Origin of the sequence: Neisseria sicca, assembly GCF_017753665.1 — a bacterium.
GTDB classification, from domain to species: domain Bacteria; phylum Pseudomonadota; class Gammaproteobacteria; order Burkholderiales; family Neisseriaceae; genus Neisseria; species Neisseria flava.
This window is the reverse complement of record NZ_CP072524.1, coordinates 208,338-233,268: the sequence shown is the minus strand read 5'-3', so window position 1 is coordinate 233,268 and position 24,931 is coordinate 208,338. Positions and strand designations below refer to the sequence as shown.

The following is a 24,931-nucleotide window of genomic DNA, read 5'->3' as shown; positions in this document are numbered from 1 at the left end:
TTCCAAAGATATTTGGCAGGATAATCCTTTTGCGTGAGGCATTCAGACGGCCTTTGCCCAATCAAACCCATTTTCGGAGGATTTTTAATGAAACTGTATTACTACGACCATTGCCCGTTTTGCGTGCGTGCGCGGATGGCGGCGGGGCTGTTTGGCGCGGACGTTGAAGAAGTCGTGCTGGCAAACGACGACGAGGCAACGCCGATCGGCATGATCGGCGCGAAACAAGTGCCCATCCTGCAAAAAGAAGACGGTTCGTTTATGGGCGAGAGTTTGGACGTTGTCCGCTATCTTGACCGCGAGGGTCGTCTGAAAGATGAAACCCGCCCCGAAATCCAGGCATGGTTGGACAAAGTGGGCGAATACAACCTGAAACTCGTCCATCCGCGCGTGGTGAAAATCGGTTTGCCCGAATTTGAAACGCCGGAAGCGGTGAAATATTTCACGGACAAAAAAGAGAAAAATATCGGCAGCTTCGCCACCAATTTGGACAAAACCGGTCAGTATGTGCAACAGCTGAACGAGGATTTGGCAGAACTGGAAACGCTGATGACCGAAGGCGGCACGGGCTTGAACGGCGAAGCCGGTATGGAAGACGTGTTGGTGTTCCCAATATTGCGCAACCTGACCGTTGTGCGCGGCGTCGAGTGGCCGCAAAAGATTATGGATTACCTGATGCGGATGAGCGAAGCATCGGGCGTGCCGCTGTATTTTGACTGCGCCTTGTAATAACCGAATCCGCCGGATAAAACAAACGGAAAGGTCGTCTGAAAACAGTTTTCAGACGACCTTTCCGTTTGCGCCCGCCCTACCTTCCGGGAGTGAATGGAATCAGGCGGAACAAGCATGGCGAGAAATTGTTGATGTATGACCCCGAACAGATCGGGTGATACATCAATAATTCCTAGCTGTGCTTATTGTGCGGCAGGTGCAGAAGCAGCAGCTGCGGCTGCGCCTTCAGCGGCGCTGCGTTGGTAGCCTTTGTCTTTCATACATGCATCGAACACGGCGCGGTCTTGGTTGGCACCGGAAGCTTGTTGACATTGAACGATTGCCTCTTCAACGCTTACGCTAGGGGTTTTAGCTTCTTCAGTAGTTTTGCTGCTAGAGCAGGCACCCAGCATCAGGCTTGCAGCGGCAACGGCGATCAATAAAGTTTTCATGTCGTATATTCCTATTGTGATTGATGGTTTACAGCGCAAATTTGCGTCTGTCCCAAAACAGAGTCCCATTAGTACGATTTAGTTTCATTTACATATGAAAGTTTTCGATAAGTTTGAACTATGACAGTAAATGCCGTCAGAAAATGATAAGCGGTTTCAAAAATTTAAGAAACATAAACACCGACGCCACCGCAATGTAAAAAATTCCCTTATCGACTCGGCAACGCAGCCGAACAACCATACCCCGCCCGCCTGCCGTTGGGCGGCGCAAGGGTTTTATGGCATAATCCCGCTTACCTTTCCATACCGCAGAAGCCACATTCATTTTCTGCGGCTTGCCGTACACCGGCCGCACACTTTGCCAGCGGCATCCTATAAAACACATCATCAAAACATTCTCCCGTTTCAGACGACCCCTCGCGGCATGCCGCATCCCGTCTGGACAGAAAGATACCGCCATGAATCCATTCGCCTCACTCGGGCTGGGCAGCGAACTCGTTTCCGCGCTGACCGAACAAGGTTACGAAAACCCGACGCCCATCCAAGCCGCCGCCATCCCCAAAGCACTCGCCGGTCATGATTTACTCGCCGCCGCCCAAACCGGCACAGGCAAAACCGCCGCCTTTATGCTGCCCAGTCTGGAACGCCTCAAACGCTACGCCACCGCCAGTACCTCGCCCGCGATGCACCCCGTGCGTATGCTCGTATTGACCCCGACGCGCGAACTCGCCGACCAAATCGACCAAAACGTGCAGGGCTATATCAAAAATCTGCCGCTGCGCCACACCGTCCTCTTCGGCGGCGTCAACATGGACAAACAAACCGCCGACCTGCGCGCCGGCTGCGAAATCGTCGTCGCCACCGTCGGCAGGCTGCTTGACCACGTCAAACAAAAAAACATCAACCTCAACAAAGTCGAAATCGTCGTTCTCGACGAAGCCGACCGTATGTTGGATATGGGCTTCATCGACGACATCCGCAAAATCATGCAGATGCTGCCCAAACAACGCCAAACCCTGCTCTTTTCCGCAACGTTTGCCCCGCCCATCCGCAAACTCGCCAAAGACTTCATGAACGCGCCCGAAATCGTCGAAGTTGCCGCGCAAAACACCACCAGCGCCAATGTCGAGCAACACATCATCGCCGTTGACGCGCTTAAAAAACGCAACCTCCTAGAGCGGCTGATTGTCGATTTGCAGATGAACCAAGTCATCGTGTTCTGCAAAACCAAACAAAGCGTCGACCAAGTTACCCGCGACCTCGTGCGCCGAAACCTCGCCGCCCAATCCATCCACGGCGACAAATCCCAGCAAAGCCGCCTCGAAACCCTCAACGCCTTCAAAGAAGGCAGCCTGCGCGTCCTCGTCGCCACCGACGTCGCCGCACGCGGACTGGACATCGCCGAGCTGCCCTTTGTCATCAACTACGAATTGCCAACCCAGCCCGAAGACTACGTCCACCGCATCGGACGCACCGGTAGGGCAGGCGCGGACGGCGTTGCCATTTCCCTGATGGACAAAACCGAACAAAAAATGTTTGAAGCCATCAAAGAGCTGACCGGTAACGACTTGGCAGTCGAACGCATCGAAGGCTTCGAGCCGAACTGGTGGGGAACCGACGCCGACGGCGATGCCGCCACAGACACCCAACCCGCACCGACCCGCAGCCGCAGCAGCGACAGAAACCGCTCCGAACGGAACAACCGCAGCGAACGCAATGAACGTAACGAGCGTAACGACCGCGGCGACAAATTCCCCAAAGCGGACAAAGCCGATCCCGGCGCCGCCTGTGGCACCATCGCCGGACGAAGCCGCCGCAGCCGCAGGGAACGCCAACCCTGCGCCCTGCTGCAACCCAATTACGGCACGAAATAAATTCGCTTCTCCACAAAGCCTAAAAGGTCGTCTGAAACGACTGAACTGCCCCCCAAATCTTGGACACTCATAAAAGCCTATTCAGGCGCTCTGTGCAAGCTGGGTTCTGTATGCGACAGGACTCAGCTTTTTCAATTTCAAACTGCAACGCTCCCGGTTGTAGTAATCCATATAGTCATCTATCTGCTTCATCAATTCGTCCACCGTCAATTCCCCTGCGTTATAGAAACACTCCGTCTTCAGCACCGCAAAGAAACTCTCCATCGGTGCATTGTCCCAGCAGTTCGCCTTACGCGACATGCTTTGAACCATGGAATGCTCCGCAAGCAATTCCCTATACCCCGCCGTACGGTACAGCACACCTTGGTCGGAATGCAGCATCGTTCCCTTATCAGTCAGACGGGGTGCGGCTTTTTCGAGCATTTCCTTCACCATTTCGCTGTTAGCATTGCGGCTCATGGCGTAGGCGACGATTTCTCGGTTGAACAAGTCCAAGATTGGCGAGAGGTACAGTTTGCCGTCGCTCCCTTTGAGTTCGGTCACGTCGGTCAGCCATTTTTCGTTGGGCTTTCGGGCTTTGAACCGGCGTTTGAGGAGGTGTTCCGATATTTCGCCCATGGCGGGATGGCGGTAGGCTTTTTTCGCCCGTATTTTGGCTTTCAGCCCCATCTGTTTCATCAACCGAGCTGCTTTTTTGCGGTTCCAATCCAATGCTGCGGCAATGCGCCTTTGCCCGTAGCGTCCTTTATGCCGTTCGTAGATTTCGGCGATAAGGGCTTTGTCGGCTTCATCGGGGTCGGGTCGGTCTTGGTGATGGTAGTAAAAGCTGCTTTTGGGCAGGTTTGCGATGTGCAGCAGGTATTTGAGCGGGTGTTGCGCCCTCAGTGCTTGGACGGTTTGGCTTTGTCCTTTTCGGTCCGCTTTGGGCTGAGGGCTTTTAACTCCTTTAGGTAGGCAACCTCTGCGCGCATATAGCACAACTCTTCGATAAGCTCTGCCTGTGTTTTTTCGTTGTCGGGTTTGTCGGCGATGAAGGGGTTTTTGCGGTGTTGGGGCATGGTTTTGGATTGGGGATGTTCGAGTGCGCCGATGCCGCCTTCCTGATAGGCGCGTATCCATCGCCGCAGGTGGGTTTGGGAAATGCCGTAATGGTCTGCGGTACGCTGTTGGCTGCGTATGTGCAGGTAGTGGAGTACGGCTTGGTATTTGAAGTGTAATGTATATTTGCTCATAAAAAACTGCACCTTGTGAGTTGGAGGGGATGTATCCAACTTTTGGGGTGCAGTTCAAACTCTTCAGACGACCTTTCTTCATTTTTCACAGGAATATCTCAAATCCCCGCGCAGCCCACCCCTTCAGCCTGCCGCCTGTTTTTTCCAATCGACACGCTCTGCCAAATCGGTATTGAAATGCGCGCCGATGTTTTGCCGCCTTGCGTATGCGGCTTGGGCGACGGCGAGGCTGCATTCGAGCAGGTTGCGGTTTTCATATTCGGACGCGGTGTGCGGTTCGGCTTGGTTTTGTTTCCAAAGCCGCAGTTGGGCGATGGCGCGGCGCAGGCCGGTATCGTTGCGGAGGATGCCCAGATGGCGTTGGTTGAAGGTTTGCAGGACGGGGCGGCTGAATGTGTTTTGGAGGTCGTCTGAAAAGATGTCTGCTTCGGCGGAGGGGTTTTCAGACGACCTTTGGGACGGTGCGGTTTGGAACGCTTGTCCGTCCGCAATGGTCTGGGCGGCAAGCCTGGCGGTCACGACGCATTCGAGCAGGGAGTTGCTGGCGAGGCGGTTGGCTCCGTGCAGCCCTGTGCAGGCGGTTTCGCCTAAGGCGTAGAGCCGCGGCAGGGAGGTTCTGCCGTAGGGGTCGGTTTGGATGCCGCCGCAGGTGTAGTGTTGCACGGGGCGGACGGGGATGGCTTGGCGCGCGATGTCCAAGCCGCATTGGGATAGGCAGTGCCGATGGATGGATGGGAAATGCTGACGGACGAACTCTGCGGGTTGATGGCTGATGTCGAGTGAGACGAAATCTTGCGTTTGTTTGGCGATTTCGGCGGCGATGGCGCGGGCAACGATGTCGCGCGGCGCGAGTTCGGCGCGGCGGTCGTAATGCGGCATAAACCGTTCACCCGCTTGGTTGGTCAGAATGCCGCCTTCGCCGCGCACGGCTTCGGAAATCAGGAAGGTGCGGCCGTTTTCAGACGACCTTGCCAAGCCTGTGGGGTGGAATTGGATAAATTCGAGGTTTTCGACTGCGCAGCCTGCGCGTATCGCCATGGCGATGGCGTCGCCCGTGCATTCGGGCGGCGTGGTGGTGGCGGCGTAAATCTGTCCCAAGCCGCCGCCTGCGAGTACGGTATGGCGGGCGCGAATGCGGTAGGTTTCTTGCGTTCGGCGGTCGAGGACGGTCAGTCCGCATGCCGCGCCTGATTCGGTTTGAACGTCCAACGCCATTTGCCGCTCGCAAACGCGGATGTTCGGGCGGCGGCGTATTTGGGCAATCAGGCTCTGCATGACGGCTTCGCCCGTGTAGTCGGCGACGTGGGCGATTCGGCGGCAGGTATGCCCGCCTTCGCGCGTCAGGTGCAGGTTGTTATTATTTTGGTCGAACGCCACGCCCTGCGCCAGCAGCCATTCGATTGCCGGTTTGCCCTGCGACAGGATGGTGCGGACGGCGGCTTCGTCGCACAAGCCCGCGCCCGCTTCCAAGGTATCGGCAACGTGTTTTTCGATGTCGTCCTCTCCCGACCACGCCGCCGCAATTCCGCCTTGCGCATGGCGGCTGGCGGTGTCGTCCAGCCGGTTTTTGCACAAAATGACGATGCGGAACGATTCAGGCAGCGACAGGGCGAGCGTCAGTGCCGCCAGCCCGTTTCCGGCAATCAATACGTCGCAATCGGTTTGCATGGTGTTGTCCTTTGTTTGAGAGGTCGTCTGAAACGGTATAGTGGATTAAATTTAAACCAGTACGGCGTTGCCTCGCCTTGCCGTACTATTTGTACTGTCTGCGGCTTCGTCGCCTTGTCCTGATTTAAATTTAATCCACTATAATATGGACGGCAAATCAGGCGGGCCCCATGCCGTTGAACACATCCCCGCGTTTGAGTCCTGCCGCGAAGTCGAGCATACGCTGCAAAGGCAGTTTGGCGGCTTCGCCCAGCTTCCTGTCCAACAGAATTTCGTTGTGTCCGCTTGTCAGGGCGTATTTGATGCCGCCCAGCGAATTCATTGCCATCCACGGGCAGAACGCGCAGCTTTTGCAGCTTCCGCCATTGCCCGCCGTCGGGGCGGCGATAAATTCTTTGTCGGGCGCCTGCTTTTGCATTTCGTGCAGGATGCCCAAATCGGTCGCCACAATGAATTTTTTTTCGGGACGAGATACGGCGGCTTTGAGCAATTTGCTGGTCGAGCCGACCACGTCGCCCAGTTCGATGACGCTTTGCGGCGATTCGGGATGAACCAGCACCACCGCGTCGGGATGCTCCGCCTTCAACGCCGCCAGTTCCTGCCCTTTGAATTCGTTATGGACGATGCACGAACCCTGCCACAACAGCATATCCGCGCCCGTTTCGCGGCGGATGTAGTCGCCGAGGTGGCGGTCGGGTCCCCAAATCAGTTTCTCGCCGCGCGATTTCAGATACGACACGATTTCCAACGCCACCGAAGACGTTACCACCCAGTCGGCACGCGCTTTCACGGCTGCGGAAGTGTTGGCGTACACCACCACCGTGCGGTCGGGGTGTCGGTCGCAAAACGCCGAAAACGCCTCTTCCGGGCAACCCAAATCCAAAGAACATTCTGCTTCCAAATCAGGCATCAGCACCGTTTTTTCAGGGCAGAGGATTTTCGCACTCTCGCCCATGAAGCGCACGCCCGCCACCACCAGCGTACCGGCCTCGTGTTCCGCACCGAAGCGCGCCATCTCCAGCGAATCGCCCACGCATCCGCCCGTCTCCAAAGCCAAATCCTGAATCAGCGGATCAACATAATAGTGCGCCACCAAGACCGCGTTTTTCTCCTTCAGCAAGGCCTTGATTTCGTCTTTCAGACGACCTGCCGTCTCGCGGTCGGGCGTGTCGGCAACCTTCGCCCACGCCTGACGGATTTGGCAGGCGGAAGTCGGCGTTTGGATGAGGGGCATATCGTAGTCGAACGAGCGGCGGGCGGCGGTTTGCATGATGTTTCCTTGTAGCTGGTTTTCAGACGGCATGAAGGTTTGCCGTCTGTTTTTCAAACTGTTTTTATATTATGCTCAACTTGAGTATAATATGCAAGGTCGTCTGAAACCAGGTTTGAGATACCGCAAAACCGACCCGCTTCGTTCCGACAAACCGCTTTGGTTTACAATAAAGCCTTTCCCACCCGCAGAAAGCCGAGCATGGATGCCTACCCCGAAGCCGAAGCCCCGCCGCAAAGCATCGTCGAGCTGGTTCCCGTATTGATTGCCGTTACCGACGGCGGTCTGCGGGTGTTGACCGTCGCCCAAGGCACGCTCCTGCCCAACGGCCCGCTCTCCCCCCTGCGCAATTCCCTGCAGGCGGGCGTGAAGCTGTGGGTCGCCAAGCAGACTTCGCAGCCTATGGGCTATGTGGAACAGCTTTACACCTTTGTCGATACCCACCGCCGCAACGAACACGGCATGCCCGTACTGTACGTCAGCTATTTGGGGCTGGTGCGCGAGGCAGCCGACAGCATCCTGCATCCTGACGCGAAATGGCAGGACTTCTACGGCTATTTCCCGTGGGAAGACTTGCGCACCGACGGCGGACAGCGCGACACCATCGTCAGCCGCCTGCGCATTTGGGCAAACTCGGCGGACACGGAGGAAGTGCGCCAAAAGCGGCTCAAGCGCATTCATTTGTGCTGGGGGGTCGAACCGGAAAACTGGTCGGAAGAATACGTTTTGCAACGCTATGAAATGTTGTATGAAAGCGGCCTGATAGCGGAGGCCGCCGAGCCGCAGGCAAACTTCGACTTCGCGCTCACGGGGCAGCCCATGCGCCACGACCACCGCCGCGTGCTGGCAACCGCCCTTTCCCGCCTGCGCGCCAAAATCAAATACCGCCCCGTAATTTTCGAACTGATGCCGCCCGAATTCACGCTGCTGCAACTGCAAAACAGCGTCGAAGCCATCAGCGGCAGATTGCTGCACAAGCAAAACTTCCGCCGCCAGATTCAGCAGCAAAACCTCATCGAACCGTCGGATACCGGCGTATCGGGCAGCAAAGGCCGTCCCGCACAGCTTTACCGCTTCCGCGACGACGTCCTGCCCGACAGGCTGATTTCGGACATCGGACTGCCGCTGGGCAGCCGTTAGCCCGTTTTCAGACGACCTCAAATGAAGTTTTGCCCCATCGGTGCAACATCAATCTTTTCAAAAAAGGAAACCCCATGTCGTCTGAAGACACCCTCTTCCCCCTGCCCGACACCCTGCTGCGCCCCATAGTCGAACAAGCCCTGAGCGAAGATTTGGGCAGGCGTGGCGACATTACGTCCGCCGCCGTCATCGCGCCCGACAAAACCGCCAAACTCTTCCTCGTCAGCCGCGAAGACGGCGCCATCGCCGGCATGGACTTGGCGCGCCTCGCCTTTCAGACGATGGATCCGTCCGTCCGCTTCCAAACCGAAATCCAAGACGGGCAAGCCGTCCGTGCAGGTCAGACGCTGGCTGCCGTAGAAGGCAACGCCCGCGCGCTGCTCGCCGCCGAACGCACCGCGCTCAACTACCTCACGCACTTAAGCGGCATCGCCACCGCCACCGCGCGTGCCGTTGCCGAAGTCGCCGAATACGGCACAGACATCGTGTGCAGCCGCAAAACCATCCCCCTGCTGCGCGTCCTGCAAAAATACGCCGTCAGGGCGGGCGGCGGCGTGAACCACCGCATGGGTTTGGACGACGCCGTGCTCATCAAAGACAACCACCTCGCCTATTGCGACAGCATCGCCCAAGCAGTTCGGCAGGCAAAACAGGCGGTCGGACCGTTGACTTGCGTAGAAATCGAAGTGGACACGTTGGCACAACTGGACGAAGCCATCGCAGCGGGCGCGGAACGAATTTTGCTGGACAATATGGACGACGAAACCCTGAAAGAAGCGGCAAACCGCTGCCACACGCAAACCGCCCACCCCCACACCATCTATTGCGAAGCATCGGGCGGCATCGGCTTCGACCGCTTACGGAGCGTGGCGCAAACCGGCGTGGACGGCATCGCCCTCGGCTATCTGACCCACAGCAGCCGATCGCTGGACATAGGTTTGGATTTCGTGGCGTAAATTTCGCCGAAGACAGCGGCGCAGAAAGAAAATCCATTCAAAAACGCCCGTTTCGTCATTCCCTCACAGGCGGGGTAAAGATGACGAAACGGGCGTTTTCTGGAGTGGATTAAAATTGCAATGATACAGCGTTGCCAACGTCCTTATGGACTATATTATTTTCGACACGCAACTTACCGATTGTCATCATTCCCGCCCCCGCCTACGCGAGGACAGGCTACGGCGGGAATCCATCGTAAAACTTGAGAAACTTTGATTTGAAAAAGATTTCTGAATTTCAAAAATGGATTCCCGCCTGCACAGGAATAACGGAAAAAGTATTCGGATAAGTGGTATATGTGATACGGCAAACAAGGTTACAGTTACGCAAAGGTCGTCTGAAACCATGTTTCAGGTTTTCAGACGACCTCAATCCAGATCACTTTCGGGCAGTTCTGCCGAACCCATACGGCGCAGGATGATGTTGGTTTTGTTGCGCAGGCGTTTGCTTTTGGGGTTGTCGGCGTAAAACAGCGGCGCGGGGACGCGGGCGGCGAGTTTGGCGGCCTGCTGTTTGGTCAGGTTGGCGGCGGGTCTTTTGTAGAAATACTGGGACGCGGCTTCTGCGCCGAATACGCCGTAGTGCCATTCGATGGCGTTCAGATACAGCTCGAAAATGCGGTCTTTGTCGGTAACGGCTTCCATCATCGCGGTAATCGCGGCTTCTTCGCCTTTGCGGACATAGCTGCGGCTTTCGTTCAGAAACAGGTTTTTAGCAAGCTGTTGGCTGATGGTCGAGCCGCCTGCTTTGACTTCGCCGCTTTGTTTGTTGCGCTTGATGGCGTATTGGATGCCGCCCCAGTCGAAGCCGCCGTGTTCGGCGAATTTGGCGTCTTCGGAGGCAATCAGGGCTTTTTTCAGATTAACCGAAATGCGGTCGTAAGGCACCCAGCGGTAATCGAGCGCGACATCTTTGCCTTCGCTTTGAAACTGCCGCATCCGCATCGCCATGAAGGCGGTTTTATTCGGCGCGACGGCGCGGTAAGTGATGATGTTGCCGTACACATAAGCGTTGAAAAAGATAAATGCGCCCAAAGGCAGGGCAATCAGCCATTTGATGATGCGGAACATTTTATAACTCTCTCATATATTGGACGACGGGCAGGACATCGGGCGCAAAGCCGCGCCAAAGACGGTAGGAAGCTGCCGCCTGTCCGACCAGCATACCCAATCCGTCGGCGGTTTGTTTGGCGCCTGATTGGCGGGCAAACGCTAAAAACGGCTCTGCCACCTCGCCGTAAACCATATCGTAAGCCAAAGTGCAATGTTCAAAAATTTTCGGCGACACGGCGGGAAGCTGTCCGCTTAAGCCGCCGGATGTACCGTTGATGATGATGTCGAAGCCGCCTTCCAGTTCATCCAAAGGTACGGCTTCAATATCGAAATGCGCCGCCATTTCCGCCGCTTTGGCGTGGGTTCGGTTGGCGATAACGATGCGCGCGGGGCGGTATTCCTTCAATACGGGAATCACGCCGCGCACCGCGCCGCCCGCGCCGAGCAGCAAGACGGTTTTGCCCGACAGTTCCACGCCCAGCCTCTTTGAAATATCGTCCGTCAGTCCGAGCCCGTCGGTATTGTCACCGCGTATTTTACCGTTTTCCAGCAAAATCAGCGTATTGACCGCACCTGCCGCCAAAGCGCGTTCGGAATGTTCGTCCGACAAGGCAAACGCTTCCTGCTTGAACGGTACGGTAACATTCGCCCCGCGCCCGCCGTCGGCAAAAAACGCTTCAACTGCCTGCGCGAAACCGCCGATGTCGGCGCAAATTCGTTCATATTCGATTTCAACGCCTTCCTGCAAGGCAAACTGCCGATGGATTTGCGGCGATTTGCTGTGTGCGACGGGGTTGCCGAAAACGGCATAACGGGGAGCAGTGTTCATAAAAATCCTATCCGGCAGGACAAATGCAAAGACCGCCCATTATAACCGCCTTTGCCGCCTCATACCGCTGTTTTCCAATAAATCCAAATACGCATCGGATTGTTGACAATCAGGTCGTCTGAAACTATATTCCGCAAGTCAGAAATTTAACGGATTTGCGGTTTCAGACGACCTTCGGCATGATAAAATGCAGCAGATTTTCCTCGAGATTGCGTATCCGTTACTTCCCATTAGGAGCCGAAAATGTCTATCAAAGACGCAGTAAAACTGATTGAAGAAAGCGAAGCCCGCTTCGTAGATTTGCGCTTTACCGATACCAAAGGCAAGCAGCACCACTTCACCGTCCCCGCCCGCATCGTCCTCGACGACCCCGAAGAGTGGTTTGAAAACGGTCAGGCGTTTGACGGCTCGTCCATAGGCGGCTGGAAAGGCATTCAGGCATCCGACATGCAGTTGCGTCCCGACCCTGCGACTGCCTTCATCGACCCCTTCTACGACGATACCACCGTCGTCCTCACCTGCGACGTCATCGACCCCGCCGACGGTCAAGGCTACGACCGCGACCCGCGCTCCATCGCCCGCCGCGCCGAAGCCTACCTCAAATCCTCCGGCATCGGCGACACTGCCTACTTCGGCCCCGAACCTGAATTCTTCGTCTTCGACGGTGTAGAGTTTGAAACCGATATGCACAAAACCCGTTACGAAATCACGTCCGAAAGCGGCGCATGGGCAAGCGGCCTGCACATGGACGGTCAAAACACCGGCCACCGCCCTGCCGTCAAAGGCGGCTACGCCCCCGTCGCCCCGATTGACGCCGGACAAGACCTGCGCTCCGCCATGGTGAACATCTTGGAAGAACTCGGCATCGAAGTCGAAGTCCACCACGCCGAAGTCGGTACCGGCAGCCAAATGGAAATCGGCACGCGCTTCGCCACCTTGGTCAAACGTGCCGACCAAACCCAAGACATGAAATACGTCATCCAAAACGTTGCCCACAACTTCGGCAAAACCGCTACCTTCATGCCCAAACCCATCATGGGCGACAATGGCAGCGGTATGCACGTCCACCAATCCATCTGGAAAGACGGTCAAAACCTGTTCGCAGGCGACGGCTACGCCGGCTTGAGCGACACCGCGCTCTACTACATCGGCGGCATCATCAAACACGCCAAAGCCCTGAACGCGATTACTAATCCGTCCACCAACTCCTACAAACGCCTCGTGCCGCACTTCGAAGCACCGACCAAGCTTGCCTACTCTGCCAAAAACCGTTCCGCGTCCATCCGCATCCCGTCCGTGAACAGCAGCAAGGCACGCCGCATCGAAGCGCGTTTCCCCGACCCGACCGCCAACCCATACTTGGCGTTCGCCGCCCTGCTGATGGCGGGTTTGGACGGCATCCAAAACAAAATCCATCCGGGCGACCCTGCCGATAAAAACCTCTACGACCTGCCGCCGGAAGAAGACGCACTCGTCCCAACCGTCTGCGCCTCTTTGGAAGAAGCCCTCGCCGCCCTCAAAGCCGACCACGAATTTCTGCTGCGCGGCGGCGTGTTCAGCAAAGACTGGATCGACAGCTACATCACCTTCAAAGAAGAAGACGTACGCCGAATCCGCATGGCGCCGCATCCGTTGGAATTTGAAATGTATTACAGCCTGTAATCCGCATTTCCAGTCAGGCTAAACGAAAGGTCGTCTGAAAACCTAGAAACAAGGTTTTCAGACGACCTCTTTTTGTTTATTCAAAATACGGCCTGCCGGCCAAAGCAAAAAGTATTAAAATAACAGCAATCAAACGACACAAACCCTGCCGATAATAAAAACTGTCGTCATTCAAGCGCACACCTACCCTTCCCTGAAAAGCCGTCCTACCTTTCAGACGACCTTTCTTTCCAACCTCAAAACAAGGAGTGTTACAATGAAAGCAGCACGTTTTTACGATAAAGGCGACATCCGCATCGAAGACATCCCCGAACCGACCGTCGCCCCCGGCACCGTCGGCATCAACGTCGCCTGGTGCGGCATCTGCGGTACCGACCTGCACGAATTTATGGAAGGTCCGATTTTCATTCCGCCCTGCGGCCATCCGCACCCGATTTCCGGCGAGTCCGCACCCGTAACGATGGGACACGAGTTCTCCGGCGTGGTTTATGCCGTCGGCGAAGGCGTGGACGACCTCAAAGTCGGACAACACGTAGTGGTCGAACCCTACATCATCCGCGATGACGTACCGACCGGCGAAGGCAGCAACTACCACCTCTCCAAAGACATGAACTTCATCGGCTTGGGCGGCTGCGGTGGCGGCCTTGCCGAAAAAATCGCCGTCAAACGCCGCTGGGTGCATCCGATTTCCGACAAAATCCCGTTAGACCAAGCCGCTTTGATTGAGCCTCTGTCCGTCGGCCATCACGCCTACGTCCGCAGCGGCGCGAAAGCAGGCGACGTCGCATTGGTCGGTGGCGCAGGTCCGATCGGTTTGCTGCTTGCCGCCGTTTTGAAAGCCAAAGGCATCAAAGTCATCATCACCGAATTGAGCAAAGCGCGCAAAGATAAAGCCCGCGAATCCGGCGTTGCCGACTACATCCTCGACCCGTCTGAAGTCGATGTCGTCAAAGAAGTGAAAAAACTGACCAACGGCGAAGGCGTGGACGTCGCATTCGAATGCACCAGCGTCAACAAAGTGCTGGACACCATGGTCGAAGCCTGCCGCCCGACTGCGAAAGTCGTTATCGTATCCATTTGGAGCCACCCCGCCACCATCAACGTCCACAGCGTCGTGATGAAAGAGCTGGACGTGCGCGGCACCATCGCCTACTGCAACGACCACGCCGAAACCATCAAACTGGTGGAAGAAGGCAAAATCAACCTTGAACCTTTCATCACCCAGCGCATCAAGCTGGACGAGCTGATTTCAGAAGGCTTCGAGCGTCTGATTCACAACAACGAATCCGCCGTTAAAATCATCGTCAATCCCAACCTGTAAACGCCTGACGGATTGATATAGCTGAATAACTTTTTTCGATACGCAACTTATCTCTTATCGTCATTCCCGCCCCCGCCTACGCGAGGATGGGAATGACGGAATTTAATGATATACCGTATTAAAGTTAAGTATGCTTGCTATAGAAACATAAAGGTCGTCTGAAAATCTCAAATCGGGTTTTTCAGACGACCTTTTCTTTTGCCTATTTAGAACGTGTGTTTCAGCGTAGCAGTCAGGCTGCGCGGCGTGCCGTAAACGTGGATATCAGGCATGGGGCGGTAGCGTTTGTTGAACACGTTTTCAAAGTCCAAACCGATGCGGGTGGATTTGCCGATTTTGTAATGCGCGGTCAAGTCCAGCGTAGCGTATGGGCGTTGGGTCAGTGCTTCTTTACCGGCAGCGGTGAAGGGCTGGTATTCATCATAGGCGTTTGTACCGCTTTGCCAGTTGACGTTTGCACCCAAGTTTAGGCGGTCGGTAACGTCATACGCCGTGAAGAGTTTGAAAAGGTGGGCAGGATAAGAAGGGTTGACCACATTGCCCGAATCATTTTTGAGTTTGGAGTACGCATAGGAAGCATTAAGCAGCCATTTGTCGCTCAGGCGTCCGCCGACAGAGAGTTCGACGCCTTTTGTTGTAGTGTTGTCGGCTGCACGGTAGTATTTCTTACCATTCGCGAATTTGCCTGCAACCACGCCCAAATGGTCGCGTTTGTTCATAAATGCGGCCGCAGAAGCGTTCAAACGGCCTTCAAACCACGAGGCTTTTAAGCCGAGTTCATATGTTTTGCCGCGTTGCGGTTCGAGCGGTTTGCCGTTTTGATCCAAATAGCGCACTTGCGGGCGGAATATGGTGGTATAGGAGGTGTAGGCTGTCAGATTGTCGTTTAAATCATAACTTGCGCCCAAATAGGGGATAAATACCTTGTTTTTATGCCTGCTGTCGGCAAAATGGTTGCGATCGGAACTGTAGCGGTATTGCCAATCGACAAACCGTCCGCCGCCTATCAATGCCAGCCTGTCGGTCAGTTTGAAACGGGTCGAACCGTAAACAGAGAGGTTTTTCATATGGGCAAAGCCGTCGCGAAGGTAAGGTATGGACGGTTTTGTGAAATTTCCGTCAAAAAGGCGCAAATCAGGGACAACACCGTCTTCATTTTCTTCGTAATATGAAGGAGTTTCCTTATTGTACTGATAGCTGATGCCGGCATTGAATTCATGTTTGCGTCCCAAAAGCGAGTAATCGCCGTCCAAACTCAGAGAAAAATCTTGGTCGGCGTACTTGGCTTGGTCGCGCTCGGCAACAAATTTAGCGGAATAGTCCGGATAAATGATAAAAGGACCGGCTATACCGGAAACTGCATCACTTTTTCCATAAGTATGGCTGTAGTTGCCGTTCAGAGCCCAACCGTTTTCAAACTCATGATTGATAGAGGTGAAGATTTCCGCACTGTTTTCTTTACCGTAAGCCCATTTTGCCGAGGAATTGCTGCGTGGAGAGGCTGCAAACGGTTTGAAAGGTTGATTGTTTTCAGGGTCTCCCGCTACGGTCAGATAGCTGAAAGGAGAGCTGCCGGTATTGCGGAAACGGTGTATTTCCGTACCGAGGCGCCAGTGGGTTTGCGGCGTGAGATCGTAAGACAGAATGCCGTAGAAAGTGTGATTGTGGCGCGATGTGTTCGGCAGATAATCGCCGCCGTGGTCGCTGACCAAAATAGCGCGGCCGCGCAAGGTATTGTCGGCATTCAAAGGATGATTGGCATCAAGGACGAAGCGGTAGTGTTTCCACGAACCGACTCCGGCTTCCACGCTGACGGCAGGTTTGGCAGTCGGTTTTTTACGTTCCAAAGCAACCGTACCGCCCGGTTCGCCCATGCCGCCGTTAGACAAACCGCTTGCGCCGCGCACGACGACGACTTGTTCGTACAATGCGCTGTCCAGATTGTTGGTGCCGCGGCGGATGGCTTTACCGTCGTAAAGGAATTTGGGCGCGCCGTCCACGGAAATGCTGTCAATCGCCTGACTGCGCGAAATAAACTCGCTGTGGCCGGAGACATTGTTGCCCATTTTGCTGTGGAACACGCCCGGTGTTTGTTTCAACACGTCCTGCAAGGTATCCAAACCTTGGTCATCCATTTGTTTTTCGGTAACGACAGACAAAGACTGCGGCGTTTCGCGTTGGGTCAGGCGGATGCCCGTAGCAGCGGAGGAGGCGGGAATGGTGTAGTTGGTGGTCGTCTGTTTGCCGATGCCCTTTACTTGGACGGTAGGCAAATCAACCTGCTCAACCCCATCCCCTGCACCGAAGGAATAGGCGGATAAAAGTGCCGCAGCAACGGCAACCGGCAAACGCGCCGGACGAAATTTAGATAATGGCATGGTGTCTCCTAGTTATTCAGCCATTCCGAATGGCGGCGGAGCTCAAAGCCTCCTTACGCAAATCGACAGTAAATGGCTTTTTGTGTCATAAAATGAGAACTTCTATCAATTTTTCGTAATAAGATGAAATAAAGCGGTCGGAGTATATTGAACAGTCGAAAAAGAATCAAATAATTTACATCTTTTCCAATACGTCATTTCCATCTGTATTGATTTCTGCCTTTCATTTTTTATCAAACAAACCCGACAGCCGCAAAAAAGGTCGTCTGAAAAGTTTCAGACGACCTTTTTCAATCACATACGGATTTAGAAGAGTGATATTTGCGTATTAGGTTGGCGTTTGATTCTTTACTATTCCCCTACTCTATCCCCGCCCATTTGTGTGTCTGCACGCTCAACTGCCAATGCACGGGCGCGTCGGGGCGGCTGTTTAAAATACCGATTTGGCGGATGGTGTCGTAGATGTTCATCACGCCGTTTTGTTCGCAGGGTGAAAGGTAGTAATGGCGCGCGCGGATTTTACGCTCCATGTTTTGGCAGAATGCAACGACATCGCCGTCCGCCACGATGCGCACTTCGTCAGCTTCGGCGATGCAGTTTGTTTCATATTTGGCGGCGTAGCAGGCTTTGGGGCTGGTGGCGACGTAGTCGATTTGCGGCGGCGCGGGCTTGAGTCCGTTGGTTTCGATACAGAGGAAATAGCCTTCGGCTTTGAGCGCGTCCAGCAGCGTATCGAGATGCGGCTGTATGGTCGGCTCGCCGCCGGTAATGATGACGTTGCGCGCAGTGTAGGTTTTCAGACGACCCAAGATGTCGGACAGGCTCATCATGCCGAATTTCAAATAATCGGTATCACACCAGCCGCACGCCAGATTGCATTTGCCTAAACGGACGAAAACGGCAGGCATACCCGTGTTCCAGCCCTCGCCTTGCAGGCTCTCGAAAATTTCGACGATGCGGTATTGCGGATTTTCGGGGGCGACGCTGATTTTTTTCATACCACCAACACCGCCGCCGCTGCCAGCATTGCGGGCAGACCTTGTTTGATGAGTATGCCTTTGTTGCCGGACGAGAACGCGCCCCATGCGGCGGCAATCAAGACGAAGCCGAGAAACAGAATCGTCGCGCCGTAAACGGCATTGTCCGGCGCGGCAAACCGCGACCACACCAGCCCGATGGCAAGAAAGCCGTTATACAGCCCTTGGTTGCTGAACAGGGTCTGCACGCGCTTTTGTTCCATAAATTCATAAGGCAGATTGAACATTTCCGCCGCTTTTTCGCTGGGAATCTGCGTCATTTCAAGCCAGGCGATGTAGAAATGTTCGGCGGCGACGAGGAGGACTAGAAGGGTGGGAAGAAGTTTCATGGGTGTTCCTTTTAATGGGTGTATCGTTGTGAAAGGTCGTCTGAAATATGGGTAATCGGGTTTTCAGACGACCTTTTTGCTTCTTGGCTGATGATTTGGGTTTGCAGGTAGGAACCGCTCTCCCTAATCCCCTTCATACTCCGCACACGATGTCGGTGTTTCCCACAGTTTCACGTTGCACACTTTCAGCCCCGCGTTTTTCAAACGGTCGTACATTTCGACCGCCATATTTTCGGCAGTGGTGCGGCAGGGCAGGCACAGGGTTTTCATGTTCCAGCCCTCCAAGAGCGTGGCGATTTGGCATTCGCGCTCGTTGCCGCCATTGTAGATAAACGCGTGGTCAAAAGGGTCGGTAATGTGTTGTTTCACAATGGCTTTGAGGTCGGTGAAATCCATCACCATGCCGTCTTTCGGCCCGCCCCTGACGGGGTCGTCTGAAACGGTGATTTCGAGTTTGTAGGTATGTCCGTGCAGGTTTTGGCATTTGCCGTCATGCCCGTCGAGCATGTGTGAAGAGTCGAAGGTAAATATCTTGGTAATTTTCATGGTGGGTACTTTAAATCGGTAAATAGCCCTGAAAGCCGATTTCGGCAGGTTTGCCGTGCGGATTCGGGGTCAGGCGGATGGTGTGCTTGCCGATGCGATCGAGCCTGAGCAGGTTGTCCACATCTTTTAAGTTGTCTTTATGCTGTTGAACATGGTCGGTCAACAGGGTTCGCAGGGCTTTTTGTTTGGCTTCGGCAGGCGTGACGGCGACGAACAATCCGAAAGCGTGCGCCTCGGCAAGCTGCCCCGCGCGATAACCGCCGACATTGACAAAATACAAGTGCGGAACGTTTTCAGACGACCCCTGCGGCTCGGCGTGGTCGGATACGTTAACATCGTAACCGTCCGCCCATTCGACAACCTGCCAGCCATCGATGTGGATTTTGTCTGCATCGCCAAACCATGCGGCTTTGAGCGCGGGGATAGCTTCGCGGTAGTCGTCGCACACGGCAAATTGGATGTCGTGTACTTCGATATTGGAACGGCCTGCGTTACCGCCGAGATAGAACATATAAAGTTTGGGCATGATAAGGCTTGTATCGGATGATGGTTGTATAGTGGATTAAATTTAAATCAGGACAAGGCGACGAAGCCGCAGACAGTACAGATAGTACGGCAAGGCGAGGCAACGCCGTACTGGTTTAAAGTTAATCCACTATATTTTCAGACGACCCTTTTACTTTCCAAATATTCCGCCAGCCCGCGCTCGCGCAACACGCAGCTCGGGCATTCGTGGCAGCCGCCGACGATGCCGTTGTAGCAGGTGTGGGTCTGCTCGCGGATGTAATCCAGTGCGCCCATTTTGTCCGCCAACGCCCAAGTTTGCGCTTTGGTCAGGTACATCAGCGGGGTGTGGATTTGGAAGGCGTAGTCCATCGCCAGATTGAGGGTGACGTTCATGGATTTGACGAACACGTCGCGGCAGTCGGGATAGCCGGAGAAGTCGGTTTCGCACACGCCCGCGATGATGTGCCTGATGCCTTGTCCTTTGGCGTAGATGGCGGCGTAGAGCAGAAAAAGGGCATTGCGTCCGTCCACGAAGGTATTGGGCAGTCCGTCTGAAGCGGTTTCGATGGCGGCGGTGTCGTCCATCAGGGCGTTGTGTGTAATTTGCTGCATCAGGCTCAAGTCGAGTACGGTTTGTTTGACGCCCAAATCCTGCGCGATCCAGCGGGCGCGTTCCAGCTCGACGGCGTGGCGTTGTCCGTATTGGAAGGTGATGGCTTGGACGTTTTCGCGCCCGTAGGTTTGAATCGCCTGAATCAGGCAGGTGGTGGAATCCTGGCCGCCGGAGAAGATGACCAAGGCTTGTGGGTTTTGCATGGTGAATCCTAGTTTTGGTAACGCGGGAGGTTTGCGAACCGCGAAAATGGAAAAAAATTGTACGGATTATAGCGGATTTCGTCCGAATATACGCCGCCTGAAAGAACAAGGTCGTCTGAAACCCTAGAAAACGGTTTAAGACGACCTTTGGGATGTGGGAACATCAGGCTTTAGGTTTCAACGCCGCCGCTTCTTTGGCGAGGCGTGTAATGGTGTCCCAGTCTTTGTTTTTCACGGCTTCTTTCGGCGTCAGCCAAGAGCCGCCGACGCACAAGACGTTGGGCAGTGCCAAGTAATCGGGCGCGGTGGCGAGGCTGATGCCGCCGGTCGGGCAGAAGCGCACATCGGCGTAAGGGCCGTAGAGTGCTTTGAGCATGGCTTTGCCGCCGACGACTTCGGCAGGGAAGAGTTTGAGGGTGTCGATGCCGTGTTCCAAAGCCAGTTGGACTTCACCCGGAGTGGCAACGCCAGGAATCAGGGGAATGCCGCTGTTGTGGCTGGCTTTGGCGAGGGATTCGTGCAGACCCGGGCTGATGGCGAAAACCGCGCCTGCGTCTTCGACGGCTTTGAGCTGTTCGGGGTTGGTCACCGTACCTGCGCCGACGATGGCGTTGGGCACTTCTTTGGCAATCAGGCGGATGGCGTCGAGGCCGACGGGGGTGCGCAGGGTAATTTCGAGGGTGGGGATGCCGCCTTCGACAAGGGCGTGGGACAAATCGACAGCGGTGCTCAAGTCGTCAATCGCCATCACAGGCACAACTGCGCCTGCGCTCAGGATTTCGCGGGGGGTCAGTTTGGACATTTCGGTTCTCCAAGTGGAATGGGGTGTTGTTTTTTGTTGAGGTCAAACGGGATGGGGGTTTAAGTTTTCAGACGACCTTTGGGGCTGTAGGTCGGATACTCGTATCCGACAAATGCCCCTGATAACGTCGGATTCGAGAATCCGACCTACGTCTTTGCTTTTCTTCGCGGGCAAAGCCCACGCTACGTCTGTTGCGTTCAAACGGGACAGGGTTTTAAGTTTCAGACGACCTTTTGAGGCTGTAGGTCGGATACCCGTATCCGACAAATACTCTGATAACCTCGGATTCGAGAATCCGACCTACGTCTTTAGTTTTGTTCGCTGGCAAAGCCCACGCTACGTCTGTCGCGTTCAAAAGGAATGGTGGTTTAAGTTTCAGGCGACCTTTTGGGGCTGTAGGTCGGATACCCGTATCCGACAAATACTCTGATAACGTCGGATTCGAGAATCCGACCTACGTCTATTTAAACCGCTTCAATAATTTTTCAGACGACCTTTCGTTTGAAAAGGTCGTCTGAAACGCCGAATCAAGCAAATTCGCCGCCGAAGCTCATGGCGCCGGTTTCTGCGCTGCTGGTCATGCTGCGGAAGTTGGCGAAGAGTTCGCGGCCGCAGCCTTGTTGGTTCGCGCTCAAGTCGATGCGTTCGACTTCGCGGGCGTTCCATTCGGCTTCGTTAATCAGAACGTTGAGTTCGCCGGTAACGGAGTCGAAGCGGATCAGGTCGCCGGTACGGATTTTGGCGATGTTGCCGCCCATCAGGGCTTCGGGCGTCATGTGGATGGAGGCCGGAACTTTACCGGATGCGCCGGACATACGGCCGTCGGTCAGAAGCGCCACTTTGAAGCCGCGGTCTTGCAGAATGCCCAACGGTGGGGTCAGTTTGTGCAATTCGGGCATACCGTTGGCGCGCGGGCCTTGATAGCGGACGACACACACAAAATCGCGTTCCAACTCGCCGCGTTCGAATGCCGCCAACACTTCGCGTTGGTCGTTGAACACGATGGCGGGCGCTTCGATGATGCGGCAGCCTTCGCGCACGGCGGACACTTTAATCACGCCGCGTCCGATGTTGCCTTTCATCAGGCGCAGGCCGCCGTCTGGGGAGAACGGGTTGTCGGCTTTGCGCAGGATGTCGTCGTTGCCGCTGGTTTCGGGGGCTTCGCGCCATTCGAGTTTGCCGTCGATGAGGAAAGGCTCTTTGGTGTAGTGGCGCATACCGTGTCCGACGACGGTATCGACATCGTCGTGCAACAAGCCTGCGTCCAGCAATTCGCGGATGACGAAAGGCAGGCCGCCTGCCGCGGTAAAGTGGTTCACGTCGGCTTTGCCGTTGGGGTACACGCGGATAAGCAGCGGGATGATAGAAGAAATTTCGTCAAAGTCGTCCCAATTCAAAATTACGCCGGCGGCGCGCGCCATGGCAACGAGGTGCATGGTGTGGTTGGTCGAACCGCCGGTCGCCATCAGACCAATCAGGGCGTTGATGAAGGATTTTTCGGTCAACATTTCGCCCAAAGGTTTGATGGTGCCGTTTTTGATACCGCGAGCGAGGTGTCCGGCGGCGTAGCGGGTCAGGGCTTCACGCAAATCGGTATAAGGATGGACGAAGGCGGCGGCGGGCAGGTGTACGCCCATCATTTCCATCATCATTTGGTTGGAGTTTGCCGTGCCGTAGAAAGTGCAGGTGCCGGGGCTGTGATAAGAACCCATTTCGCTTTCAAGTAAGGCGTCGCGGCCGACTTTGCCTTCGGCGAAAAGCTGGCGAGTACGGGCTTTTTCTTTATTGCCGATACCGCTGGACATAGGGCCTGCGGGGACGAAGATGCCGGGAATATGACCGAACGAAAGCGCGCCAATCATCAAACCCGGTACGATTTTGTCGCACACGCCCATAAACAGGCTGCCGTCAAACATTTGGTGCGACAGACCCACGGCGGTACTCATGGCAATCACGTCGCGGGAGAATAGCGACAATTCCATACCGGCATAGCCTTGCGTGATGCCGTCGCACATGGCAGGCGTGCCGCCAGCGACTTGCGCGGTCGCGCCGTTTTTCTGCGCTTCGTCTTTAATTTGATCGGGGAAGTCTTTAAACGGCTGGTGTGCGGAAACCATGTCGTTGTAGGCGGTGATGATGCCTAAGTTGGGAACGGTATCCTGAAGCATTTCGATTTTGATGCTTTTGGGCATGGCGGCGTAACCGTGCGCCAAGTTGCTGCAACCGAGTTGGTTGCGCTCCAGCCGTCCCATTTGTTTGGCGCTGCGGATTTTCGCCAGATATTTTTCGCGGGTCGGACGGCTGCGTTCGATGATGCGCTCGGTGATTTCGGCGAGTTTGGGGTGGATAGGAGTGGGGTTCATGTTCGATCTCCTGTCGGAAGGGGGTGGTATGGGGATTTTGTTTGCGCGTTTCTGATTTTTTGTATTGGGTGTGGGGCGTTTAGCGTTTCAGACGACCTTTCAAACTGTACAAGGGGTCGTCTGAAAGCCTCACTCTATATATAGGCTATTATAATACAAAACCTGTAATTTAGTTACAAAATAATCCGCTAAATGTAAGAAATTTGATTTAAATCGTGATATTTGTCTTTTGTGAAAATCTACCCGACCAAACTCATCAAACTTTTAAACTAAGTCAAATAATTTGTAAAAATGAGAATAGACAAAATGTGTAGCCATGTGTAGTATTACTACTCACTAGCCCGCCTGTTTTGAAATTTTGATGCAGGCGATTGGTTTCCATAGCTTTTACGCCGCGAGCCGCCCGTCTTTCACGGCATTTAACGGCACCGGCACAAAGCCCTCCTCAACGAGAGATAAAACGATGAGTACACAAACAAATTTTGATTTGGTGTTGTTCGGTGCGACCGGCGATTTGGCAATGCGCAAGCTGCTGCCTTGTCTGTATCAGGCGCACGTTGCAGGGTTGCTCAATCCTCAGGGCCGTATTTTGGGTGTCAGCCGCAGCGATTTGGATACGGCGGGCTTTTTGGCAAAAGTGGAAACCAACTCCAAAATCCATGTCAAACAAAACTTTTCAGACGACGCTTGGGCATCGTTCGTCAAACGCATCGAATATCTGAAAGTAGACGTTACCGAAGAAGCCGATTTTGCCGCTTTGGGCGAAACAGTCAAAGCACGCAAAGAAACCGACAACGTCATCATCTACCTTTCCACCGCGCCGAAATTCTTCGCGCAAGCCTGTGAAAACCTTGCCAAAGTCGGATTGAACGCCGACAACGCGCGCGTCGTTTTGGAAAAACCGCTGGGTACCGACCTCGCCTCTTCCCAACAAATCAATACCGATGTCGCCCGCTACTTCAAAGAAAGCCAAATCTACCGCATCGACCACTACTTAGGCAAAGAAAGCCTGCAAAACCTGCTGGCGCTGCGTTTTGCCAACGTGATGTTCGAGCCGTTGTGGAACAACAAATATATTGAGAGCGTACAACTGACCATCGCCGAACAACTCGGCGTGGAAGAGCGCGGCGAGTTCTACGACATTACCGGCGCACTGCGCGACATGGTGCAAAACCACCTGATGCAAATGCTGTGTATGACCGCGATGGAAGCGCCTGCCAGCCTGGATGCCGACGCAGTGCGCGATGAAAAAGTCAAAGTCATCAAATCTTTGAAACCGCTGACCATCGAATCCGTCAACGAAAACGTCGTACGCGGACAATACACCGCCGCCAAAGGCATGAACGGCTATCTGGAAGAAATCAACGTTCCGCAAGACAGTTTCACCGAAACCTACGTCGCCATCAAAGCCGAAATCGAAAACGACCGCTGGAAAGACGTCCCCTTCTATCTGCGCACCGGCAAACGCATGGCGGGCAAAGTGGCGGAAATCGTATTGAACTTCCGTCCGCTGCAAAACCATATTTTTGAAAACAGCCAAGCCGCGCCCAACCGTTTGGTTATCGAATTGCAGCCGACCGAATCCGTGCGCCTCTATACGCAGATGAAAACGCCGGGCGCAGGCAACAAAGTCGAAATCGTGCCGCTGGCAACCGACTTGGAAAAAGCTCTTGAAGGCCGCCGCGCCGAAGCTTACGAACGCCTGCTGCTGGACGTCATCAACGGCAAGCTCGCCCTCTTCAACCGCCGCGATGAACTCGAAGCCGCTTGGGAATATGTGATGCCGATTTTGGACAACTGGGCAAGCAACACCACCCCGCCGCACGGCTACGACGCGCATTCATGGGGACCGGAAGCCGCCCGCGAACTCTTGGCGCGCGACGGACATAAGTGGCACGAAGACCAGTAAAGCCTTTTCAGACGACCTTTGCTTGAAGCGTTCTCGG

23 protein-coding genes and 2 pseudogenes are annotated in these 24,931 nt (G+C 54.8%); 8 read left to right on the top strand and 17 right to left on the bottom strand.

Translation table 11 applies throughout. The annotated features are described in order from the left end of the window. Positions 1-87 precede the first annotated feature (87 nt). A complete protein-coding gene (locus J7445_RS01070) occupies positions 88-729 on the top strand; it encodes a GrxB family glutaredoxin (RefSeq protein ID WP_070654877.1) in 642 nt (213 codons plus the stop codon). 185 nt (positions 730-914) lie between these two features. Here the strand turns inward: J7445_RS01070 and J7445_RS01065 are convergent, their stop codons facing one another. Next, positions 915-1,163 (bottom strand): hypothetical protein, encoded by a 249-nt coding sequence (locus J7445_RS01065; protein WP_070654879.1) that lies wholly within the window; start codon positions 1,161-1,163, stop codon positions 915-917. Positions 1,164-1,621: 458 nt separating this feature from the next. Here J7445_RS01065 and J7445_RS01060 point away from each other — a divergent pair, with 458 nt between their 5' ends. Further along, a complete protein-coding gene (locus tag J7445_RS01060) occupies positions 1,622-3,037 on the top strand; it encodes a DEAD/DEAH box helicase (RefSeq protein ID WP_070654881.1) in 1,416 nt (471 codons plus the stop codon). Between the two features lie 81 nt (positions 3,038-3,118). Here the strand turns inward: J7445_RS01060 and J7445_RS01055 are convergent, their stop codons facing one another. The 5 genes and pseudogenes from J7445_RS01055 to nadA form a co-directional block, all read right to left on the bottom strand. Then, complete coding sequence (locus J7445_RS01055; protein ID WP_209283094.1) at positions 3,119-4,015, bottom strand: IS3 family transposase; 897 nt, start codon at positions 4,013-4,015, stop codon at positions 3,119-3,121. Beyond that, positions 3,919-4,269 carry a helix-turn-helix domain-containing protein gene (locus J7445_RS01050; protein ID WP_209283093.1) on the bottom strand — a complete coding sequence of 117 codons (351 nt, stop codon included), beginning with the start codon at positions 4,267-4,269 and terminating at the stop codon, positions 3,919-3,921. Before J7445_RS01050 ends, J7445_RS01055 begins: the two co-directional genes overlap by 97 nt. Positions 4,270-4,392: 123 nt before the next feature. Next, positions 4,393-5,937 (bottom strand): L-aspartate oxidase, encoded by a 1,545-nt coding sequence (gene nadB, locus J7445_RS01045; protein WP_070655627.1) that lies wholly within the window; start codon positions 5,935-5,937, stop codon positions 4,393-4,395. A gap of 35 nt (positions 5,938-5,972) precedes the next feature. Then, positions 5,973-6,083, bottom strand: a pseudogene (locus J7445_RS01040) (IS5/IS1182 family transposase); the annotation flags it as partial. 11 nt (positions 6,084-6,094) lie between these two features. After that, a complete protein-coding gene (gene nadA / locus J7445_RS01035) occupies positions 6,095-7,207 on the bottom strand; it encodes a quinolinate synthase NadA (RefSeq protein ID WP_209283092.1) in 1,113 nt (370 codons plus the stop codon). A 201-nt stretch (positions 7,208-7,408) separates the two neighbouring features. On the opposite strand from nadA, the gene J7445_RS01030 reads away from it, so the two are divergent. Next, positions 7,409-8,347, top strand: coding sequence for an NUDIX hydrolase (locus J7445_RS01030; protein WP_070655632.1), 939 nt, complete (start codon positions 7,409-7,411; stop codon positions 8,345-8,347). A gap of 74 nt (positions 8,348-8,421) precedes the next feature. Then, entirely contained in the window at positions 8,422-9,303 is an 882-nt protein-coding gene (nadC, locus tag J7445_RS01025) for a carboxylating nicotinate-nucleotide diphosphorylase (protein ID WP_070655634.1), read from the top strand. Between the two features lie 408 nt (positions 9,304-9,711). Here the strand turns inward: nadC and mtgA are convergent, their stop codons facing one another. After that, positions 9,712-10,413: a monofunctional biosynthetic peptidoglycan transglycosylase gene (gene mtgA / locus J7445_RS01020; RefSeq protein ID WP_049230408.1), complete on the bottom strand. Its 702-nt coding sequence runs from the start codon at positions 10,411-10,413 to the stop codon at positions 9,712-9,714. A gap of 1 nt (position 10,414) precedes the next feature. Then, positions 10,415-11,224, bottom strand: a complete 810-nt coding sequence (gene aroE, locus J7445_RS01015; protein ID WP_070655636.1) for a shikimate dehydrogenase — start codon at positions 11,222-11,224, stop codon at positions 10,415-10,417. 243 nt (positions 11,225-11,467) lie between these two features. Here aroE and glnA point away from each other — a divergent pair, with 243 nt between their 5' ends. Both glnA and J7445_RS01005 read left to right on the top strand, forming a co-directional pair. Next, positions 11,468-12,886 carry a type I glutamate--ammonia ligase gene (gene glnA / locus J7445_RS01010; protein ID WP_019270334.1) on the top strand — a complete coding sequence of 473 codons (1,419 nt, stop codon included), beginning with the start codon at positions 11,468-11,470 and terminating at the stop codon, positions 12,884-12,886. A gap of 256 nt (positions 12,887-13,142) precedes the next feature. Continuing rightward, positions 13,143-14,207, top strand: coding sequence for a 2,3-butanediol dehydrogenase (locus tag J7445_RS01005; protein WP_070655638.1), 1,065 nt, complete (start codon positions 13,143-13,145; stop codon positions 14,205-14,207). Positions 14,208-14,413: 206 nt separating this feature from the next. Here J7445_RS01005 and J7445_RS01000 read toward each other — a convergent pair whose 3' ends face one another. From J7445_RS01000 to J7445_RS00980, 6 genes are all read right to left on the bottom strand, one after another. Beyond that, positions 14,414-16,585, bottom strand: a complete 2,172-nt coding sequence (locus J7445_RS01000; RefSeq protein WP_070655640.1) for a TonB-dependent siderophore receptor — start codon at positions 16,583-16,585, stop codon at positions 14,414-14,416. Between the two features lie 359 nt (positions 16,586-16,944). Next, entirely contained in the window at positions 16,945-17,583 is a 639-nt protein-coding gene (locus J7445_RS00995) for a 7-carboxy-7-deazaguanine synthase QueE (protein WP_070613646.1), read from the bottom strand. Then, positions 17,580-17,951, bottom strand: a complete 372-nt coding sequence (locus J7445_RS00990; RefSeq protein WP_070613647.1) for a DUF1304 domain-containing protein — start codon at positions 17,949-17,951, stop codon at positions 17,580-17,582. The genes J7445_RS00995 and J7445_RS00990 overlap by 4 nt, the downstream gene beginning before the upstream one ends. Positions 17,952-17,962: 11 nt before the next feature. Then, positions 17,963-18,097 carry a hypothetical protein gene (locus J7445_RS12330; protein ID WP_267894333.1) on the bottom strand — a complete coding sequence of 45 codons (135 nt, stop codon included), beginning with the start codon at positions 18,095-18,097 and terminating at the stop codon, positions 17,963-17,965. Continuing rightward, positions 18,075-18,497, bottom strand: a complete 423-nt coding sequence (queD, locus tag J7445_RS00985) for a 6-carboxytetrahydropterin synthase QueD (RefSeq protein ID WP_070613648.1) — start codon at positions 18,495-18,497, stop codon at positions 18,075-18,077. The genes J7445_RS12330 and queD overlap by 23 nt, the downstream gene beginning before the upstream one ends. Positions 18,498-18,507: 10 nt before the next feature. After that, positions 18,508-19,023 carry a DUF1543 domain-containing protein gene (locus J7445_RS00980; protein WP_070613649.1) on the bottom strand — a complete coding sequence of 172 codons (516 nt, stop codon included), beginning with the start codon at positions 19,021-19,023 and terminating at the stop codon, positions 18,508-18,510. A 27-nt stretch (positions 19,024-19,050) separates the two neighbouring features. Between J7445_RS00980 and J7445_RS12400 the strand changes: the two are divergent. Beyond that, a pseudogene (locus J7445_RS12400) lies at positions 19,051-19,158 on the top strand (IS5/IS1182 family transposase); the annotation flags it as partial. A gap of 2 nt (positions 19,159-19,160) precedes the next feature. On the opposite strand, the gene queC reads toward J7445_RS12400, so the two are convergent. The 3 genes from queC to edd form a co-directional block, all read right to left on the bottom strand. After that, entirely contained in the window at positions 19,161-19,820 is a 660-nt protein-coding gene (gene queC, locus J7445_RS00975) for a 7-cyano-7-deazaguanine synthase QueC (RefSeq protein ID WP_070541011.1), read from the bottom strand. Positions 19,821-19,983: 163 nt separating this feature from the next. Continuing rightward, on the bottom strand, positions 19,984-20,622 hold the full coding sequence (locus J7445_RS00970; RefSeq protein WP_002235906.1) for a bifunctional 4-hydroxy-2-oxoglutarate aldolase/2-dehydro-3-deoxy-phosphogluconate aldolase: 639 nt from the start codon (positions 20,620-20,622) through the stop codon (positions 19,984-19,986). Positions 20,623-21,149: 527 nt separating this feature from the next. Next, complete coding sequence (gene edd / locus J7445_RS00965) at positions 21,150-22,985, bottom strand: phosphogluconate dehydratase (RefSeq protein WP_003741552.1); 1,836 nt, start codon at positions 22,983-22,985, stop codon at positions 21,150-21,152. Between the two features lie 463 nt (positions 22,986-23,448). Between edd and zwf the strand changes: the two genes are divergently transcribed. Continuing rightward, complete coding sequence (gene zwf, locus J7445_RS00960; RefSeq protein ID WP_070655879.1) at positions 23,449-24,894, top strand: glucose-6-phosphate dehydrogenase; 1,446 nt, start codon at positions 23,449-23,451, stop codon at positions 24,892-24,894. Positions 24,895-24,931 lie beyond the last annotated feature (37 nt).

What these genes read in the sequence shown, in the direction of transcription:
- J7445_RS01070 (WP_070654877.1), top strand. Translation starts at nt 88, where the DNA reads ATGAAACTGTATTACTACGACCATTGCCCGTTTTGCGTGCGTGCGCGG.
- J7445_RS01065 (WP_070654879.1), bottom strand. Translation starts at nt 1,163, where the DNA reads ATGAAAACTTTATTGATCGCCGTTGCCGCTGCAAGCCTGATGCTGGGT.
- J7445_RS01060 (WP_070654881.1), top strand. Translation starts at nt 1,622, where the DNA reads ATGAATCCATTCGCCTCACTCGGGCTGGGCAGCGAACTCGTTTCCGCG.
- J7445_RS01050 (WP_209283093.1), bottom strand. Translation starts at nt 4,269, where the DNA reads ATGAGCAAATATACATTACACTTCAAATACCAAGCCGTACTCCACTAC.
- nadB (WP_070655627.1), bottom strand. Translation starts at nt 5,937, where the DNA reads ATGCAAACCGATTGCGACGTATTGATTGCCGGAAACGGGCTGGCGGCA.
- nadA (WP_209283092.1), bottom strand. Translation starts at nt 7,207, where the DNA reads ATGCAAACCGCCGCCCGCCGCTCGTTCGACTACGATATGCCCCTCATC.
- J7445_RS01030 (WP_070655632.1), top strand. Translation starts at nt 7,409, where the DNA reads ATGGATGCCTACCCCGAAGCCGAAGCCCCGCCGCAAAGCATCGTCGAG.
- nadC (WP_070655634.1), top strand. Translation starts at nt 8,422, where the DNA reads ATGTCGTCTGAAGACACCCTCTTCCCCCTGCCCGACACCCTGCTGCGC.
- mtgA (WP_049230408.1), bottom strand. Translation starts at nt 10,413, where the DNA reads ATGTTCCGCATCATCAAATGGCTGATTGCCCTGCCTTTGGGCGCATTT.
- aroE (WP_070655636.1), bottom strand. Translation starts at nt 11,224, where the DNA reads ATGAACACTGCTCCCCGTTATGCCGTTTTCGGCAACCCCGTCGCACAC.
- glnA (WP_019270334.1), top strand. Translation starts at nt 11,468, where the DNA reads ATGTCTATCAAAGACGCAGTAAAACTGATTGAAGAAAGCGAAGCCCGC.
- J7445_RS01005 (WP_070655638.1), top strand. Translation starts at nt 13,143, where the DNA reads ATGAAAGCAGCACGTTTTTACGATAAAGGCGACATCCGCATCGAAGAC.
- J7445_RS01000 (WP_070655640.1), bottom strand. Translation starts at nt 16,585, where the DNA reads ATGCCATTATCTAAATTTCGTCCGGCGCGTTTGCCGGTTGCCGTTGCT.
- J7445_RS00995 (WP_070613646.1), bottom strand. Translation starts at nt 17,583, where the DNA reads ATGAAAAAAATCAGCGTCGCCCCCGAAAATCCGCAATACCGCATCGTC.
- J7445_RS00990 (WP_070613647.1), bottom strand. Translation starts at nt 17,951, where the DNA reads ATGAAACTTCTTCCCACCCTTCTAGTCCTCCTCGTCGCCGCCGAACAT.
- queD (WP_070613648.1), bottom strand. Translation starts at nt 18,497, where the DNA reads ATGAAAATTACCAAGATATTTACCTTCGACTCTTCACACATGCTCGAC.
- J7445_RS00980 (WP_070613649.1), bottom strand. Translation starts at nt 19,023, where the DNA reads ATGCCCAAACTTTATATGTTCTATCTCGGCGGTAACGCAGGCCGTTCC.
- queC (WP_070541011.1), bottom strand. Translation starts at nt 19,820, where the DNA reads ATGCAAAACCCACAAGCCTTGGTCATCTTCTCCGGCGGCCAGGATTCC.
- J7445_RS00970 (WP_002235906.1), bottom strand. Translation starts at nt 20,622, where the DNA reads ATGTCCAAACTGACCCCCCGCGAAATCCTGAGCGCAGGCGCAGTTGTG.
- edd (WP_003741552.1), bottom strand. Translation starts at nt 22,985, where the DNA reads ATGAACCCCACTCCTATCCACCCCAAACTCGCCGAAATCACCGAGCGC.
- zwf (WP_070655879.1), top strand. Translation starts at nt 23,449, where the DNA reads ATGAGTACACAAACAAATTTTGATTTGGTGTTGTTCGGTGCGACCGGC.